The sequence below is a fragment of the Paraburkholderia phytofirmans OLGA172 genome, assembly GCF_001634365.1.
In the GTDB taxonomy this organism is placed as follows: domain Bacteria; phylum Pseudomonadota; class Gammaproteobacteria; order Burkholderiales; family Burkholderiaceae; genus Paraburkholderia.
This window is the reverse complement of the sequence record NZ_CP014579.1, coordinates 62,590-80,245: the sequence shown is the minus strand read 5'-3', so window position 1 is coordinate 80,245 and position 17,656 is coordinate 62,590. Positions and strand designations below refer to the sequence as shown.

Annotated in this window: 11 protein-coding genes and 1 pseudogene; 5 read left to right on the top strand and 7 right to left on the bottom strand. The window is 62.0% G+C overall.

The features are described from left to right. Positions 1–834 precede the first annotated feature (834 nt). The 3 genes and pseudogenes from AYM40_RS43725 to AYM40_RS20775 all read right to left on the bottom strand — a co-directional run. Positions 835–1,749: pseudogene (locus AYM40_RS43725) on the bottom strand (ATP-dependent nuclease); the annotation flags it as partial. A gap of 105 nt (positions 1,750–1,854) precedes the next feature. Then, positions 1,855–2,715 (bottom strand): DUF4238 domain-containing protein, encoded by an 861-nt coding sequence (locus tag AYM40_RS20780; RefSeq protein ID WP_063498189.1) that lies wholly within the window; start codon positions 2,713–2,715, stop codon positions 1,855–1,857. 852 nt (positions 2,716–3,567) lie between these two features. Continuing rightward, positions 3,568–7,251, bottom strand: a complete 3,684-nt coding sequence (locus AYM40_RS20775) for an ATP-binding protein (RefSeq protein WP_063498188.1) — start codon at positions 7,249–7,251, stop codon at positions 3,568–3,570. A 537-nt stretch (positions 7,252–7,788) separates the two neighbouring features. On the opposite strand from AYM40_RS20775, the gene AYM40_RS20770 reads away from it, so the two are divergent. The 5 genes from AYM40_RS20770 (at position 7,789) to AYM40_RS20750 (ending at position 12,909) form a co-directional block, all read left to right on the top strand. Continuing rightward, a complete protein-coding gene (locus AYM40_RS20770) occupies positions 7,789–8,040 on the top strand; it encodes a hypothetical protein (RefSeq protein WP_007178686.1) in 252 nt (83 codons plus the stop codon). A 344-nt stretch (positions 8,041–8,384) separates the two neighbouring features. Beyond that, positions 8,385–9,377, top strand: a complete 993-nt coding sequence (locus tag AYM40_RS20765; RefSeq protein WP_063498187.1) for a DedA family protein/thiosulfate sulfurtransferase GlpE — start codon at positions 8,385–8,387, stop codon at positions 9,375–9,377. A 93-nt stretch (positions 9,378–9,470) separates the two neighbouring features. Next, positions 9,471–11,183 carry an FAD-dependent oxidoreductase gene (locus AYM40_RS20760; RefSeq protein WP_063498186.1) on the top strand — a complete coding sequence of 571 codons (1,713 nt, stop codon included), beginning with the start codon at positions 9,471–9,473 and terminating at the stop codon, positions 11,181–11,183. 130 nt (positions 11,184–11,313) lie between these two features. After that, positions 11,314–11,595: a hypothetical protein gene (locus AYM40_RS20755; protein WP_063498185.1), complete on the top strand. Its 282-nt coding sequence runs from the start codon at positions 11,314–11,316 to the stop codon at positions 11,593–11,595. A gap of 90 nt (positions 11,596–11,685) precedes the next feature. After that, positions 11,686–12,909: a winged helix-turn-helix domain-containing protein gene (locus tag AYM40_RS20750; RefSeq protein ID WP_063498184.1), complete on the top strand. Its 1,224-nt coding sequence runs from the start codon at positions 11,686–11,688 to the stop codon at positions 12,907–12,909. Positions 12,910–13,007: 98 nt separating this feature from the next. On the opposite strand, the gene AYM40_RS20745 is transcribed toward AYM40_RS20750, so the two are convergent. The 4 genes from AYM40_RS20745 to tssG all read right to left on the bottom strand — a co-directional run bounded on the left by AYM40_RS20745 (position 13,008) and on the right by tssG (position 17,568). Next, a complete protein-coding gene (locus AYM40_RS20745; RefSeq protein ID WP_063498183.1) occupies positions 13,008–13,265 on the bottom strand; it encodes a hypothetical protein in 258 nt (85 codons plus the stop codon). A gap of 130 nt (positions 13,266–13,395) precedes the next feature. Beyond that, positions 13,396–15,441: a hypothetical protein gene (locus tag AYM40_RS20740; RefSeq protein ID WP_420488528.1), complete on the bottom strand. Its 2,046-nt coding sequence runs from the start codon at positions 15,439–15,441 to the stop codon at positions 13,396–13,398. A gap of 393 nt (positions 15,442–15,834) precedes the next feature. Then, positions 15,835–16,446 carry a type VI secretion system lipoprotein TssJ gene (gene tssJ / locus AYM40_RS20735; RefSeq protein ID WP_063498181.1) on the bottom strand — a complete coding sequence of 204 codons (612 nt, stop codon included), beginning with the start codon at positions 16,444–16,446 and terminating at the stop codon, positions 15,835–15,837. Positions 16,447–16,488: 42 nt separating this feature from the next. Further along, the gene (gene tssG / locus AYM40_RS20730) at positions 16,489–17,568 is read right to left on the bottom strand and encodes a type VI secretion system baseplate subunit TssG (RefSeq protein ID WP_063500586.1); all 1,080 of its coding nucleotides are present in this window, start codon (positions 17,566–17,568) and stop codon (positions 16,489–16,491) included. Between the last annotated feature and the right edge of the window lie 88 nt (positions 17,569–17,656).

Sequence of the window (17,656 nt, the reverse complement as noted above, 5' to 3'; positions counted from 1 at the left end):
AAGCGCGAGATACGCTTTGCGCAAGGTATCAGCATTACCGGCTTCGATAAGCTCAGTCTCAAGTGAGTAGACGCTTGTGATTGCCACGAGATGTTCACTCGCATTCAGTGTCCCCGCGAGCGTGGTTAGCTTTGCCTTGCGTAGCTCGCCCGGGATTGGGCGCTCTTCCAATCCGGTCGCGTCATCGGCGGCTTCGGCTGGCGTATCTTCAACTTCGTCATCGTCCTCGTCGTCGCCGGTTCCCTTGTCGCCGTCGGTGAGTATGACCACTCGGTCCGCAATACGCGCGCCATTCACGCCGGTTAGTAGCAGCGTCGCATATGGGCTGAAATCAACTCCATCGATCGGCACAAAAACCGCAGATCTGAATAGGCGAAGTTTGTCTGGATGGTCCTTCAAGGTGTGCTTCTTCGCGACGACTGGCAGCAGAAGCGCTTCGGCAATACCTTCAACAAGCAGGACTCGTCCCCCAAAGAGAAGCGCAGCCTTCGTGACATCGAGATATCGATCGACTTTCCGGCGTTCCAATGGATCGAGGGGCATCTGCGATAGCGGAATGCAGCGAGTTGACCGGCGTAGTGCAGCCGCAGTCATCGTTGCGGCAAGCACATCTGCATCTGCGTCGGCGCCTTCCACCTTGTTGACCACGCCGCTACCTTCGATGACTGCAGCGTCTGCGGCAGCTGGTTCGATTGACGAATCCGTTGAGGTTTGCGATGCGGGCGCGACGACAGACTTGAATACGACCAGCCGATCGCTGCTAACCCATGCGGACAGGTTCGGCGAATGAGTCGCGACGATGACCTGAAGCTCGCCGGATGGGGCGTAGTCAGCAGGCGATTCCTTGCGTGACTGTTCCGCCTGATCACCCAAGAACGAGAGGACAGCTGCCTGAAGTTGCGGGTGGAGATGCGCCTCGGGCTCTTCGACGAGGAATAGCGTCAAGTCGGCAGACCGGACCTTCTCCAGTTCAACGGCGATGATGGCCATGAACAGCAGATTGGCATATCCGTGCCCTGAGTAGCGGAGATCCTCAGGGTCAACGCCATGGTCTGCCAGTTTGAATCGGAGGTCACGAGCGATGTCGACCAAAGCTTCATCGCTCGAAAACCCAAGCGAGGCAGTCTGCCGGCGGACGCCCGACGTAAGCGCTGTCAGACTCTTGGCCACCGCACCATCCACCTTGACCAGCACATCGTGCGAGCGAGTCCTCGCGAGCTCCTTCGCAAGCTGTGCCGGCGTAGTCCCTTCAAGGAAGTGGTTCAAAAGCGCCATGATTCGCGTGGGATTTCCGGACGCCAGCGAGCGCTGTGCATCGCGCAGAGCGGGCAGATATACATGCCGAACCATCTCATGGCAGCCTGGTTCCGGCGCGTTTCCCTCCCTGCCGGCCCAGAGGACTGGCTTTGCGCCCGTACGGGCAGCATCGAAGCGCAGTCCAAAAGAGGCCTGCGTCAGAGAAGCGTCCGTGGCCGCAGAGAGAAATCGCCCTTGCTGCCCGGTTGAGAGTTCTGCAAAACGCCCTTCCAGTTCAAAATGACTGTTGGCGCTCTGGAAGCGCACGTCTGTAGGCTCGCAATAAATCTCGCGTCGACCGCCCAGCGGCGTCGTAAGCAAGCGAATAGCATCAATCGCATTACTTTTGCCGCCATTATTTTCACCCACGAAGACCGTCAGCTCTTTTTGAAGTTCGATGTCAGCTTGATCGAACGAGCGAAAACTATTCAGCGTTATATTCTTGAGATACATTGATTCCTCTAAATGCCGCATGGAACAGAGGGCGGCACAAGGAGCACCGTTATAGGCCCCCTCCCCGCACGCAGGCCGGAAATGTCGTGTATTGGCACATGTCGATCAAACCACTTTTGTAGTCAACCGATTCGGCAAGTACCGTTCAACGACGGCGGTTTGACTGACATCCGTCGCATATACATATTTTGAAGCCTTCATGGCCGAATCTTTGTTCAGAGTCTTGGCTACTCCCGTGTGATCCGATGACTTCATCTTTTTTAACGTGCCTTCTTGGCTCGCCGCGCAAAACAGAACGCGAGGAGTAATAGGCAAAACAATCAGAAAGTTTTCGGCCATGGGCCCCACTTGAAGCAAAGGCCTGTCACCAATCAACAAATCAACCTTCGACCACCGAAGTCGAAGCGCATGCCATGAGGTGTTCAGCAGTGCGCCACAAAGACGGTCGGACTCGATGACGTCCTCGAGCATTTCCACTGCGGTGTTGGCACCTGCGTGTGGGGCATGCTCCTCCGCGTAACTGCGAAATTTTGAGCGTCCCGGTTGCCGAACTATTGCGTCGATCCCCTTGGCAAGTTCTCTTTTCGCAAATTCTGCGAAGTGTTGAATCATCGACGGAACCCGCACCATTTGCGCGACAAGAAATCGTACCCAAATCTCCCGCTGTTCGTCGTCCAATGTTTCAACGCCACCGGTCAGGATTCGCTGGAGAACCGGGGCAGCCTTGTTGTCAATTTCTGGTCCCAGATAATCCTTCTCGATGCGTGTGTCACGTTCACCCGTCGGCAGTGTTGTCGAGTATAGATGCCGCTCCTTCGCGACAGCCTTGGCCGAGTAGTGCTGGATATCCAGCTTTTGGGGAACCCACTTGTACTGGACTAACTTGTTGTCTTTCTCGGAATGCCACGCCTTTAGCAAAAATTCAGGCACGTAATGTTGTTCAGCGTGTGTGGCGCGTGTTTCCATGGTTTTTGTTCGCCTTCGATTTCATTGAGCTTACGGCAAGGAGTTGTGGCATCGACTCACACGCGTCGCCAGTCAAGGCGAACCTTGAGGTTCAAGGCCGCCCTTGCACACCAGAGCACCCTACACGTCAAGCGCCGAGTTCGCGAAAATTGTAGCTACGGTGTCCAATCGTCCAAAGTTCGAAAGCGACCCGCTGGCTAGCTCCGCGCAATGTCACGCGCAGCACCATTGCTTCGGCTGCCCACCGGAGCCGTACGCTGAGGATAACGGCGATGTCCAAAAAATCTTTAGCGCCTGCTTACAAATTTTCAGTTGATAACGACCGAACGACCACAGCGTCACGCTGGCTGGTGGTAGGCCCTACCGTGTCTGGAATTGAAAGCATGAGGCCGCGAACGCCAGCCAGATTGGGCGCAAAGGATCGGTTTGCGACAGAAACCGCCATCGGCCAGCAAAGTTGCGTCCGTCGAAATGTCGCAACACACAAATAGAGGTGGCAGCAGAAACCGCAGGCCGAGTACCCGGCGAACTCCTTCGCGTACGAGCGGTCCCTCTTCGGCAAGATCGTCACCGCCCAAAGCCTTGTTGGCAAAGGCCTTCCGGCGTGGCTGCGGGTAGCCGTCGATTTTTAGACAAATAAAGCGCCCGTTTGGGAAATCTCGCCAAACTTCCCGTCGGCCCTTGCAGGGTCACCAGTGCCGATTTGGCAAGATTTTCCGTAGAAATGCGCCAAACTTCCAGTAGAGACAATGTCAAACTTTAGTTGTCGCAGCACACTCAACGTTCCGCATCGATCGGGGCGTTGAGCCCAGGTCTGGTGTCAGGCTCCGTGCCGAGCGTCATGCAAAACAGTCACTGCATCGACGCTTCATCCAGCCCGAAGTGATCGCATAACATCTCGTGCAGCGAGATCGCGCGTTCGTCCATCTCGGTCGTCCATTGTTCGCTGTTCTCACATAAGCGCTGCAACGCACGGCATTGCTCCGCGAATTGCGGGGTGTCCACGATCATGAACGCGCCGCCCGCGCTATGCGACCAGGCGCCCAACGCCTCCCGGTCTTCCTGCTCGACAATCGCCAGCAGCCTCGGCAGATCGGTTTGCAAATGCGCTTTAAGCATGGCCGTGTAGCGCGCTTTGTCGTCCGCGTTCAGCGTGTTCGCCGCAGCGCCGATCGGGGTCGCGTTCGTCGCGGCCACCCTGTTCTCCGCGCTCTCCGACTGCGGCTGACGCCGTGCGGCAGCGACCGCAAGCAAGGCACTCTCCAACTCTCCCAACGACGCCGGCTTCGCGATATGCCCGGTAAAACCGCGCTCGCGCCAGCCATCCGGCTGCTGATTATCGGTGACCGCGCTGAAAGCCAATACCGGCACCTCCGGGTGTGCCTTGCGCAACGCCGTCAGCAATTCGTAGCCGTCCATGATCGGCATATGGATGTCGGTCACGACCACCTCGAAGTGCGCCTGCTCGAATACCGCCAGCGCTTGCCGCCCGTCGCCGGCGATCGTCGGCAGGCAGCCGAGCGCGCCGAGTTGCTCGACGATCAAGGTCTGGTTCAGCGGGTTGTCTTCGGCGACCAGAATCGTCAAGCCTTGCAAGGCAGGATTGGCCGCCGGCGGCGCCGAGGCGAGGTCCACGGGGATGGCGGGCAGCGCCGAGGCGAAGTCCGCGGGGATGGCGGGCAGCGCCGAGGCGAAGCCCGCGGGGATGGCGGGCGGCGCCGCGACCCGGCCGGCGCCGTCTGCGCCCCCGGCCGCGAGATCGACCGCCGAGAGAATCGCCTTGCGGCTGAATTCGGTGACTTCGAGCACGCCGTCGCCGCGCGAGGCCGGACGATGCGGGCCGGTGCGGGTGATCCACACGGCGCCGACCGGCTGCACCGCGCGCAACGCGGCAATCGCATCGAGGTCGTATTCGCCGGTGACCACGAGTGCATCCGGCCGGTTCACGTGCAACCACGCTTGCGCGCTGCGCATCGACACCACCGTGTGGACGCTCCAGCCCGCCAGATGCAGGCCGCTGTCGATGATCTGTCCCGACTCGCGCTCCTGGGACAGCACCAGCACATTGCCACGGCGAGCCGGCTCGATGGCCGGTGCGCGCAACGCATCGGGCGGCGCTGCGAGCGGGATCGAAGCGCAGAATGCGCTGCCAACGCCCAGCACGCTCTCCACCGAAATATGGCCGCCCATCAACTCGCAGAGCCGCGCGCAGATCGACAGCCCGAGACCGGTGCCGCCGTAGCGGCTCGACGTGCTGGCCTCGCCCTGCACGAACGGACTGAAGATGCGCGCCACCAGCGCCTGATCCATGCCGATCCCCGAATCGCAGACCCGGATGGTCAGGATCGGGCGGCCTTGCAGATCGTCCTTCACCTCCGCATTCAGCGTGATCTTGCCGCACGACGTGAACTTGAACGCGTTGCTCAACAGGTTGTTGACGACCTGCGCGACACGCGTGCGGTCGCCGCGCAACTCCTGATCGAGCGTCGGTGAGAGATGCGCATAAAAGCGGATCGCACGATCCGCCGTCATCGGCGCGTAAGAGAGCGCGAGGTTCTCGAAGTCGTCGAGCGGACGGAACGATTCGGTCACAAGTTTCATCTCGCCGGCATCGATCTTCGAAAAATCGAGAATGTCATTGACGATGCGGCGCAGCGCATCGGCCGCGACATTCAACGCTGTGAGCCGTTGCGCGTGCGCGTCGAGCCCAGGCGTACGCGCGAACAGTTCGAGGTTGCCTAGCAGCGCGTTCAACGGCGTACGGATCTCGTGGCTCATCGACGCGAAAAAATTCGAGCGCGCCCGCATCATGGTCTCGGAGGTCTGCTGCGCAAGCCGCAACTGCTGTTCGAGCGCATGCTGCGCCGTCACGTCGAGAATCGCGCAAAACAGCACTTCCTCACCGGCGTAGCGTGCGGGTGCGTAGGTCAACTGGAGAAACTGGACGGGCGCTGCGTCGCTTTCATCCGGCTGCGGCTGCGGTTGCGACGACGGCTGTGCCTGCGACGGCGGCTGCGGTTGCGGTTGCGGTTGCGGTTGCGGTTGCGGTTGCGGTTGCGGTTGCGGTTGCGACGGCGGCTGCGACGGCGGCTGTGCCTGCGCAGGCCGTGCAGGCGTGACAAACGCGGCGACCTTGGCGAACGTTGTGACGGAAGGCTTATCCGGCCCCTGGGCATGGAACGCGCCGACGATGTGCTGCGGCAAGCGACTGCTGCCCGGTTCAATATGCAGCAACGCGCCGGCGAGCGCGTTGGCGGTCAGGATCGAATAGTCGCTTTGCCGGACGATGCACAAGCCGATCGGCGTCGCGCTGACCAGAATGTGATTGAGGGTTTCGCTTTCGAGCGCGCGCGACGTTTCCGCGAAGGTGCTCCGCAACAGGCGCAGGCCCCAGAAACGGGCCGTCAGCGCGATCGCGAGCAGGACCAGCAGTGTGAGCCCGGCGAGCGCCGCCAACTGCCAGCCGAGCACGGCAACCAGGGCGCGCCACGACATATAGCCGACCAGCGAACCGAAGCCTGGCATGAACGGCTCGCTCAGAATGATGCCGTCGCGCGTGTAGCGGTATGTGTTTGGCGGCGTACGAGCGATCACGTCCTGCAGCATCTTCGCGGTTTGTTCGTCAATGGGCGCCGACGACACGATCACGCGGCGGTCCGCCGTCATCAGCAGCAGCGTGCCGGCACCGGTGGGCCTGGCGAGATACGCCGACAGCGCGTCGAGCGGAATACTCACCGCGATCAGCGCGGTCGGCGTATCGCCGGCATAGTAGGCATTCACCGCCGAGATCACCGGAATACCTAACAGCGGGTCGCGATACGGACCGAGCCAAACACGCTCGCCCTTGACCGGCACGCGTTTGCCCGTTTGCGTCAGCAGTTCGTGTTCGAGGGTCTCGCGCAAGGTACTCACGATCGCCGCTTGCATCGGTGACGAATTCGTGGCGCCGGGATCGGCGGCAGCGCCCTTCGCCGGTTCAGCGAGAGACGGCAGGATCGCGGCATAGTCTTCGTTCAGTCCAAGCAGCATGGCGCGTTGCCGCAGTTCGAAGGCCTGCTGGGTGACCAATGTGGACTGTGCCGCTGAGTACAGACGCCATAGGTTCATGCCAAGTTGCGGACCCCACGCCGCGCGCGTTGCGTCGCCCACTAGCAGATCGAATTGCGCGTTGACCCTGTCGACCGTGCCGCGCACAGCCCCGGTCCGCAGGATTGACTGCTCGACGCCATCCGGCACGCGCAACACGTTATTGGCGTCGTGATAATAGTCGAGCGTGAATTCGGTACGCCGCAGAAACGACTCCTCCCTGTGAAGAAGCAGCGAGAAGTCGGCCGCGCTCTGGGAGGCAAAGGTGCGCTGATAGTCGAGTTGCTTGCCCGCGGCAAGCACGCCCAACAGCAGCGCGAAGACCACCACGATCAGCATCAACAACGCGATGGTCGCGAGATACACCCGTTGCTGACGCTTCGCGTTATGCGCAAGCGAAGCGAACGCGTGGGCCAGTGACTCCTGTGTACGGTCGAGGATCTTCTGCATCGGCTCGCTAAAGTCGCGGATTCGCGCAGGCAGACCGCTGCGGGTGTGGAGGGAACGAGATGCGTCTGCAGGCCTTATCCGGCGCAGTGTAACCCTTTTGAAGGCCCGGCGAAACGCATCCGGCACCAGTTTTCACGGCTACTCGGGGCGCATGGAAACAACCCCGTAATAACGGCGCGGCGCGGTACACGAAGTCGCGCAGGAAGAATCGACATTGATCTGATAGATCGGCGTTACTCCCACCTCGACAGCCCGGAATTGACGCATCACGATGCAAACGTCAGCGCCCAGTTGGTTGCAAGGGCAGGCTGACCCGAGTAACAACGGCGTTTAGCAGCCCGTCCCTTCAAGGACGGGCTATTTTTTTGCAGCCTGGTGCTCGCGCTGCACCCGCCCCTAACCGACGCGCGCGTCAGCAACGTGACAGCCGGAGAGAAGCGCTGCACCGCTTCGGGGCGCGAAAAATGCGGCCGTCGTTGCGGGGAGTCGCGTTAAACTGGCAACGGTTCGATCAACAACGGCACAAGGACAACCTCGATGCGCACTACCGGGTCCTCCGGGTCAATGGCCCTGCTCACCGAATACGACGACGCAACGGCGCGCGAACTCCGCTCGCTGCGCCTCGAATCGACAGAAGACGGCAAAGGCATTCTTCTGATCGAGGTCGACGAGCGCAAACCAGGCATTCACCGCGAAGTGCGCTACGAAATCACGCCCGCCGAACTGATTGCGGCGATTCGCGCGCATGGCGCGGAGTTGCCGGGCGAACAGCACAATCATCGCCAGTAAAGCTGCCGCGCCCGGCATTGCGCTCACACGCGAATGCCGGGTGCCGCCCCTGCACCGCCTGCTTGGGTTCGCATACCATACTGTAGAACGTCTTACGGGCGCCCGTAGGACGTTACTCGACCACTGGCTTGCCGCGTAGGCTTCAATCCGTTTCGCTTTGTTCCATTCGCGCTGCTAATCCGCGCCTTCAGTCCATCGGGCACACCGCAGTCCCGCTTTTAACACCCGAATAACGGGCCGATTTCCCTGACGTTTGCACGTCTTGAAAATGCGTCCATAATCCTTACATTCTCCGTTGATATCCCTACCTGAGCCGCGCTCGAAAGGGCTGCGGATGTAAGCCGATGCTACATGATCTCGTCGAGCAATATGGACCGGCGCTCGTCTTCGTCAACGTGCTGGCCGCCTCACTCGGGCTGCCGGTGCCGGCGATGCCGTCGCTCGTGCTGTTCGGGGCGATGGCGGCCATGCATCCCGGCTCGGTGGGCACGCAGCTGATGCCGGTGCTTGTGTTGTCGATCTTCGCCACGCTGATCGGCGACAGCGCCTGGTATCTCGCCGGCCGAATGTACGGCGGCAATACGCTGAAAGCGATTTGCCGTCTGTCTCTGTCACGCGACACCTGTGTAAAGAAGACCGAACGCTTTTTCGGCCGCTGGGGCGTGCGCGTACTGACAGTGGCGAAGTTCGTGCCGGGCTTGTCGATCGTGTCGATTCCGATGGCCGGCGCAATGGGCGCGCGCTACCGCACGTTTCTCACTTACGACAGCATCGGCGCCGCCTTGTGGTCGGGTACCGGTTTGATCATCGGCGCCTTGTTCGCCCGGCAGATCGACATGCTGTTCGCCATGGCCGGACGCCTCGGCCGCACGGCCGCGCTGGTGGCCGTCGCGTTGCTGCTGCTGTATGCGGCCTATCGCTGGATTCGCCGGCGCCAGCTGATTGCCAAGCTCGCGACCCAGCGCATCGAAGTCGACGAGTTGGCGGCGCTGGTCGCGGCCGGCAAAGCGCCGGTAGTGTTCGATATCCGCTCGGCGGAAAAGCGCGCGCTCGACCCGTTCGTGATTCCGGGCTCGCAATTCGCCGACGAGCGGCAACTCGATGAAATCGTCGCGACGTACCCGCACAATCAGAAAGTGGTGATTTACTGTTCGTGCCCAAATGAAATATCCGCGGCATGGATGGCCAAACAGATGAACGAAGCCGGATTCGCCGACGTGCTGCCGTTGCGTGGCGGCATGGAAGCCTGGCGCGATTCGGGCAAAACGGTGGACGCGCTGCCCGGCACACCGCCGCCCGACGTGGCGGTCGACGATATCGCACCGAAGGCCGTGTAGCGCAGCAGCGCATTCACATCGGCGCCCCCGCGCGCCCGCGCCGCTTCGCCCCCCGTGCCTGTCAATCAGGATGAACACAGAAGGAGCGGTTCAATGCTGTCGACTCAAGAAGCAGAAGGGCAACAGGCCGTCGTCGCCGACGCGCCGTTTTCGTCGCTTGCGACGCGCATGCATCAGATGTTCCCCGAACTCACGTGTGCAGAAATCGATCGCCTGCGCCGGTTCAGCGAAGTGAGCCACTGGGAAGCCGGTGAACTGCTGTTCGAGACCGGCCACACCGGTGCGGGCATGTTCGTGCTGTTGAATGGGCGCGTGAAGGTTTACCAGCGCGATGGCATCGGCCGCGAAGTTGTGATTGCAGAACATGGCGCCAGGCATTTTCTCGCTGAAGTCGGTCAACTGTCCGGGCGGCCTGCGCTGGTCAACGGCATGGCCGTCAACTCGGTCGACGCTTTGCTGATTCCGCCGGACAAGCTGCGCGCGCTGATCGTCGCCGAGGCCGAACTGGGCGAGCGCATCATGCGCGCGCTGATCCTGCGGCGCGTGTCACTGATCGAGAAGGGCGCGGGCGGCCCGATCCTGATTGGCAACAGCGGCGACGCCGGGCTCGTGATGCTGCAAGGCTTCCTGTCGCGCAACGGGCATCCTCACTCGGTCATCGACGAACGCGACGAAGACGCGCTGCGGCTGATCGAGCAATTCGGCGCGCAAAAAGACGACATGCCGCTGGTGATCTGCCCGGACGGCTCGGTGCTGCGTCATCCAAGCATGCCGGAACTCGCCACCTCCCTCGGCTTGCTGCCCGATCTCGACGATTCGCATGTATACGATGTCGCGATCGTCGGCGCGGGGCCGGCCGGCCTCGCTACTGCCGTGTACGCGGCGTCCGAAGGCCTCTCGGTCATCGTGCTCGACGCCCGCGCGCCGGGCGGCCAGGCGGGCGCCAGTGCGCGGATCGAAAACTATCTCGGCTTTCCGACCGGCATTTCCGGTCAGGCGCTGGCGGGCCGCGCGTTCGTGCAGGCGCAGAAGTTCGGCGCGCACGTCGCGATTCCGGTCCATGTGAAGGCGCTGCATTGCGCGGACTCGCCATATCGGCTGGAGCTCAAGTGCGGCGGCAAGATCACTGCCCGCACCATCGTGATCGCGAGCGGCGCGGTCTATCGGCGCCCCGCGCTCGAAGGGCTCGACCGCTTCGATGGGCGCGGCGTCTACTACTGGGCGTCGCCGGTCGAAGCCAAGCTGTGCAAACGCCAGGAGATCGTGCTCGTAGGCGGCGGCAATTCGGCGGGCCAGGCGATCGTCTATCTGGCGACGCACGCGGCCAAGGTCCACGTGCTGATCCGCCGAAGCGGCTTTGAAGCCACCATGTCGCGCTATCTGATCGACCGCATCCGCTCGCTGCCAAACGTGTTCGTGCATTCGAATTCGGAGGTCGGCCGGCTCGAGGCGGACGAAATCGGGCTGGCCTCGGTCGTGTTGAAGAAGCCGCTGCCGGACGGCACCGAAAGCTTCGATACGCGGCATCTGTTCCTTTTCACCGGCGCGGAGCCGAATACCGACTGGCTGCGCACCTGCGGCGTACAGCTGGACGACAAGGGCTTCGTGCTGACCGGCGCCAGCGTGGACGGCGCATCCGTCTGTGATCTCGCTACGACTGTCGAGGGCGTGTATGCGATCGGCGACGCGCGCGCCGGCTCGACGAAACGCGTCGCGGCGGCAGTCGGAGAAGGTGCGGCGGTGGTCGCGCAGATCCATCAGTTGCTGGCGGTCTCGGCGGGAGAAGCGGTGGCTTTGGGGGCCTGAGCGCCCCCCTCGGGTAATCTGCCGTTACACACGCGGTCAACTGGTTGCACCTGTCTTGCTTTCTGTATCGTAATATTTGCGTTAGCTATTCGACAGTGAATGGCAGGCTATTTCGAAACAGGAGACAAGCATGATCCACCGTGCGATCGTTTTCGCCGCCTTCGGCCTTGCCGCCGCCTGCGCATCGACCTCTGCCTCGGCCCGGGTGGACGTCGGCGTGTTCGTCAACATGCCGGGGCCCGTGTATGCCCCGCCGCCCGTGGTTTATGCGCCCTCGCCGCCGGTCGTGTATGTGCCAGTGCAACCCGCGTATGGCTATGGGTATCGCGGCGATTACTACCGCGAGTATCGCGAGCGCCATGACCATGGCCGCCACCGCGGCTGGGATAAGCACCACAGGCGCGACTGGTGAGGCTACAGTAGCGGCTGCTGATCCTGGCCGGACCTCGTGTCCGCTTTCATTGCAGTCGCTCATTAACCTGAGCCCGTAACCGACGCCCGCGTGAAGACTCTTCCGCTATCCGCCGCGCGCACCCTGCATCTGGCCGCGCAAGGTTTGCTGACGCCCCCGCGCCGCAAGGCCGTCAAAGCCGACGTGCTCGACGCGATCCGCCGCATGGCGCAATTGCAGATCGACACGATCCACGTTGTCGCGCGCAGTCCGTATCTCGTGCTGTTCAGCCGGCTCGGCACGTATCCGCAGCAATGGCTAGACGAGCATCTCGCCGAAGGCAAGCTGTTCGAATACTGGTCGCATGAGGCCTGTTTCGTGCCGACCGAAGACTACGGTCTGCTGCGCCACCGTATGCTCGACCCGAGCGGCATGGGCTGGAAATACGCGGCCGAGTGGCACAAGAAGCATCGCAAGGACATTGAGACGCTGCTCGCGCATATCCGTGCGACCGGCCCCGTGCGTTCAGCGGACTTCGCCCGCGAGGCGGGCAAGGGCAACGGCTGGTGGGACTGGAAGCCGGAGAAGCGCCACCTGGAAGTTCTATTCGCAATCGGACAACTGATGGTGGCCGAGCGGCGCAATTTTCATCGCGTCTATGATTTGACCGAACGCGTGTTACCGGACTGGGACGACGCGCGCGACCTGCCGCCGCGGGAAACGGTCACCGAGGAAGCGTTGCGCCGGACCTGCCGCGCGCTCGGCGTCGTGCGCGCCGATTGGGTTGCCGATTACTACCGGCTGCCGCGCCGTCCCTATCGCGACGAACTGCGTGCGCTCGCCGACCAGGGCGAACTGATCCCGGTGCAGGTGGAAGGCTGGAAGCAGGACACCTTCGTCCATTACGAATTCGCGCCGATGATCGACGCCGCCGCGGGTGGCAAGCTCGCTTCAACCGTCACCACGGTGCTGTCGCCGTTCGATCCGGTGGTATGGGACCGCAAGCGCGCCGCCGCGCTCTTCGACTTCGACTATGCGATCGAATGCTATACCCCGGCAGCGAAGCGCAAATACGGCTACTTCGTGTTGCCGCTTTTGAGCCGGGGGCGCCTGGTGGGCCGCGTGGATGCGAAAGCGCATCGGACCAGCGGCGTGTTCGAACTGAAATCGCTGCACATCGAACCCGGCGTGCGACTCAGTGCGAGGCTTGCCGGCGATCTGCGCCGCGCTCTGCAGCGCTGTGCGGATTGGCACGGCACACCGCAACTGGAAATCGCAGCCGCGCCGCCGGAATGGCTTGAGGCGTTGAGCTTGGACAGCAGTCAGGAAGCGTGACTGCTCCGCCCCAGACGCTTTCTTAATGGAGCGCCGCGCGAAACGCGACGGCGATTGCGATGCGAACTACGCCGCCCGCGGGCGGCGCGGGATTGCCTTCAGTGCTCCAGCTTCGCGCGCAATTCGCGAGCGGCTTCCAACAGCCCTTCGTAACCCGAACGGGCGTGCTCCGGCAGATCGGGATCGCCGACGAACGCGCCGAGCGTTTCGATCAGGCTATACAGAATGCCCTTTGCGGCACCCGAAGCGATGCTGCCGGACGATACCTGCTGATTCACGTGACTGAGCGCGGCGTCGAGGTGTTCCAGGTCGGGCCGGTCGCCCGTGGGTGGCTGAGGCGTTACGTCTTGCGTCATGATGAAACTTCTCTCCTGTCCCATGCATCGGTAAACAAAGCTATCCTTTCATGTTGTTATATACCGATCGTGCGCTGCCGTCCATTGGTGATCGGACCCAGCGCGATCCACCTGATCCACCTGATCCACGTTAAGGCGTCCATCGATACATCAGGATTTTCGCGCGTGCGTCGTCTTCCAGCAGGACGACGTATTCGCCATTGTCGCGCTGCACGGCGCTGATGCCGAGATAAACATCCACCCAGCCGCTGGTATTGCCGACGCTCGCACCCGGCGTCATATAGCCGATCGCCTGACCGGTACGCGTGTCGTACACATCCACCTTCGCGGTGTACAACTCGGCCACGAAAATGTAATTACCGGCTACCGCGACGCCGACCGTCGTCGTCTGCGGATTGCTCTGCGTGTTCCAAGGCAACGAGATCGAGTATTGCTGCGTCGGCGTGCCGGTGCTCCAGTTGTCATAGCGCGCGAGCACCGGGCCCGCCTCCTTCCAGTGCGTCGGATCCCATGGGATCGCGCTCGTAAAACCGGTTATGTACATTGTGTCGGTTGCGGCGATATAGACGATCCGCGCAATCCGCGTGAACGGTTGCGGCATCGCGAACATCTTCGAACTCGCGTACGTGTAGATCGGATTGCCGGCCGAGTCGAGACCCTGCAGCGGCATCTCGCGGATCCCGCTCGTCGGTGTGGCGAGCCACACGTTGCCGGGTGTATCGACCCACCAGAAACCGTTGCCGACCGTGCTGCCCGTCGACGGATTGCCGGTGATCTCGCTCGCGTCGACGGTGCCGTTGCCATTGCTGTCGCGCCACAGCCATTCGCCATACGTCGGCTGCCCGGCGGGCCACGAGCCCGGCAGCGGATTTTGCGCCAGCAAACCGGACGGAATCGCCACTTCGCCATGCGCCGCGTCGAAGCGATACACATTCAGGTAATGCGCGCCGGGATCGAGTGTGTAGAGATAGCGCCTACCGTCGATTCGCCGCACCATCGGTTCGCCGCGCACGCCACGCGGCTCATGAAATGCCGGGTCGTCGGGATAGTCGAAACGGTCGAGCGTGAAGCCCGCGTACGACCATTCTTGGCCGACCGGCCGGCGGTAATCGAGCGTGAAGCGCTTCGAGCCGGTGTAGACCGAATTCGGCGTCGCCGGATCGAACGCGGCGCTATCGACAAAGGTCAGTCCGTACAGGCGCCAGTTGAAGGCATGCGTGCCGAGCACATAGCTTTCGAGCACGGCCCCCTGGCCGACCGACGCCGAGCCGAGCGGCCGCGGACCTTCGCCATTCTGCGCGACGTACAGATTGCCGGCCGGATCGACACCAAGGCCTGTGATGCCATTGAAGCGCCAGTTGCCCGGTACACCCTTGACCATATGGAAGAGGCCATCGCGTGTGCCGATCGGCGCAACGGCTCGCGGCTGACCGCCGGCATGCCTGTCGAAGACGAGGATCTGCTGCGCCGGCCCGTTGTCGGCGACCAGGATTTGCCCTGACGGTGCGATGGCGATATCGGTCGGCACCGTGCCGGCGGGCAACGCCAATGTGCCGGAGAGCGCGGCGCCATCGGCGGCGTAATGCAGAATGCTTAGGTTTCCCGACGAGACACCGCTTATCACCCACAGCGTCGAATCGGTGTCCAACGCGATTCGCCCTGGCGAGGGCACATTCCATGAACGCAGGCGCCGCATCGATGCGGCATCGAGCACGACGATCCGGCTGTTGTACGTATCGGCGACATACAGTTCGGTATCGGTAGCGGCCATCCCGCGAATCCCCGCATCGGTGCCAGTCGTCACCGCGTTCAGTCGCAGAAAACTGTTCCTGCTCGCATTGGCGCTGTTGCCCCTGCCGCCGTCGAACGGCGCACCGGTCGCAAGATTGGCGAGCGTGCGGCGCGTAATGCCGAACCACGTCTGGTTGGCCGGCGGATAGTCCGCGCCGACCAGTCCGTTGCTCTCGTTGCCGATCGACATCGCCGCGTACAGGTAAGTATGGTTTGTCGCGACCGCATCGCCGCCGGTATTGCCCCAACCGTGCGTCGAGCCGGCGACTGCAATTTTGCCGCCCGCGCGATACGCGGCAATCTCGCTGCCGCTTTCGTCCCAGGGTGCATTGGTGTACACGGTGCCATCGGCGCCGACGCTAATCGCCTGGATGTCCTGCTGCATCCACTTGCCGTCGCCAAAGCCGAAACTGTTGCCGATCCATGAGGTGGTGTAAGTCAGTTGCGTTTGCGCGAGCGCGCTTTGCGATACGAAACTGTGAAGGAGAAGAACAGCGACGCCGATGCGGGAGACAAATTTCACGACGGTATTTCCTTGCGAGATGCGAAGCGCGCACGGCCGGCGTGTCGAGCGCGCTATCGCGTGTATGCGGACCGGTTAACGATCGCGCATACGTGAACGTTGGCTTTTTATCCTCGCATAGAAAGGACGGAAATTAATTCACAAAAAATTCGCGGTAAATAGTCGATCGTCTAAACCATTCGACGCGCATAAACATGCGTGGCGGTGGTGATGGTGATGGCGATGTTCGGAGTCGTAGCTTGGGCCACTTGCGGATCATCCTGTCTGTGTCCCATATTCCGTCACCGTATCCGGCGTTTTCTTCGGCGGGTTCGGCACACTCTGCTGCGGCGCGTTCTGCTTAATCGCTTCTGCCGTCGCCCCAACGAGTTGCAGGGTGTTGCCCTGTACTTCGATCTTCACCGGATCGGTCTTCTTCCACTGCTTCTTGGGTATGACCAACTTCCACGTCACCCCCTTGCCGACTTCCCGGAAAAATGCGACCACACCGACATACTCCGCGTCGCTGTTCATCGGCTCGCCAATACTTGCGCTGGCATCGGGCCGCAGCACGACGTCTTTGGTTGCCAGCAGATCCGCCTTGAGTGCGTCAATGTCACTCGTTTGCAGTTGCGCATAGCCGAGTTGCTGGAACGTTTGTGGCGATTTCAGCTGGTAAATCCGCACGACGGTCGACAAGGATTGCCCGGCGCCATTCGGATTGATCGACGACCGGCTGACAAGATCCACATTCATCGTTTTGACCTGCGTCGTGAACGCCCATTTCGCCGCATCCACCGTGCTGTCTTTCATAGACTGCCCTACGCCACATGCTGTGACGGCAAGAACGGTCAACGCCGTGGCGCCCATTCGAAGTACGCGCATCATTCTGTTAATCCTCTTCATATTCAATGTCCGCGATTTGCCGCGTCAGTGCGTTCGGCACTGTTGAGCAGCGTATCGGCCACTGCCTCCTGTCCACTCGCCCAGGTGGACTCGTGTGACAGGCAGGTGCTGGTTTGGGCTACGAGGCAACGCAAGCTGGGTGGTATAACCGAGACTGACCTGGTCCGAGTTCAGTACCTGCTCGGGCATGAGCTCGGGACGGACGTGCAGTTCCAGTCGCGCGCATGCTTCGTAACCCAGGTAAAAACGCAGCAACGCCATCACTTCACGATGGTTCGCACGCCCTGGAATCAGCCCGAGTACCGATTCACGCGTCTGCGGGGTGATGACGATGCGCACCGTGTTGGCCCGGTCGTAAAACCCGCGGCCAAGCAGGCAGCCCTCGCCAAGCGGGCTGCGCGGGTAGTCTGCCGCGCCGATCCACGCGGGGTAAAACTCTTCCACCGTGATTTGCGCATCCGGTACCGCATGCTGCAGCACGCCTGCCAGCCCCTCGGCGGTGCGGGTCTTCTGACTCACCAAACCCAGCATCGACAGCAGCTTGCGAGTGTCGACGACCAACGGAAGTCCCTGTGGGGCGCCCACAGGATGTCCCCGTGGGGCGACCGCGGCAAGTCCCTGCGCCCCGGAAGCATTTCCCTGTGACAGTGAGGCGGTCTGTGCGATCGCTGGTGACGCCATGCCAAGGCCGGCGAAACTCAGCAGGCAACGCGAAATGGCATCTGTGCCGTCTTTCCTGAAACCGGCCGGATATCGATACTTGCGCCACACGCGGTAGTACTGCGTGACGACCCGGTGATGGAACATGTCGAGGAACGCCGCCATCGACTCGGCACCCTCGCGATTCTGCGCAATCTCGTCGACGAAGTACGACGGCATGCGTGCATCGACACCGTACAGCCCAAGGAAGGTCGTACGTACGGCGGGCGGCGTCGCCGGGTTATCCGGGTCGTATTCGACCGCATCGATTTCGCGGTTCGGAAAACCGAGTCGCGCACGGGAGCGGAAACGCACCGGCTCGACACCAGGCGAATCGGTCGTACCGATGGACGGCCGATCCGGGGCGGCAAGTTCGATCAACTCGCAGAAGCGGAAGAAATTCATCTTTGTCGCGTCGACGAGCAGCGCGGGCAGCAGCGACCGGTCTGCGTAGTGAGCGAAGTCCCGCTCAGAGACGTTCCAGTGCGGCCCG

What these genes read in the sequence shown, in the direction of transcription:
- AYM40_RS20745 (WP_063498183.1), bottom strand. Translation starts at nt 13,265, where the DNA reads ATGACGCAAGACGTAACGCCTCAGCCACCCACGGGCGACCGGCCCGAC.
- tssG (WP_063500586.1), bottom strand. Translation starts at nt 17,568, where the DNA reads ATGAATTTCTTCCGCTTCTGCGAGTTGATCGAACTTGCCGCCCCGGAT.
- AYM40_RS20760 (WP_063498186.1), top strand. Translation starts at nt 9,471, where the DNA reads ATGCTGTCGACTCAAGAAGCAGAAGGGCAACAGGCCGTCGTCGCCGAC.
- AYM40_RS20770 (WP_007178686.1), top strand. Translation starts at nt 7,789, where the DNA reads ATGCGCACTACCGGGTCCTCCGGGTCAATGGCCCTGCTCACCGAATAC.
- AYM40_RS20765 (WP_063498187.1), top strand. Translation starts at nt 8,385, where the DNA reads ATGCTACATGATCTCGTCGAGCAATATGGACCGGCGCTCGTCTTCGTC.
- AYM40_RS20775 (WP_063498188.1), bottom strand. Translation starts at nt 7,251, where the DNA reads ATGCAGAAGATCCTCGACCGTACACAGGAGTCACTGGCCCACGCGTTC.
- AYM40_RS20740 (WP_420488528.1), bottom strand. Translation starts at nt 15,441, where the DNA reads ATGCAGCAGGACATCCAGGCGATTAGCGTCGGCGCCGATGGCACCGTG.
- tssJ (WP_063498181.1), bottom strand. Translation starts at nt 16,446, where the DNA reads ATGATGCGCGTACTTCGAATGGGCGCCACGGCGTTGACCGTTCTTGCC.
- AYM40_RS20780 (WP_063498189.1), bottom strand. Translation starts at nt 2,715, where the DNA reads ATGGAAACACGCGCCACACACGCTGAACAACATTACGTGCCTGAATTT.
- AYM40_RS20755 (WP_063498185.1), top strand. Translation starts at nt 11,314, where the DNA reads ATGATCCACCGTGCGATCGTTTTCGCCGCCTTCGGCCTTGCCGCCGCC.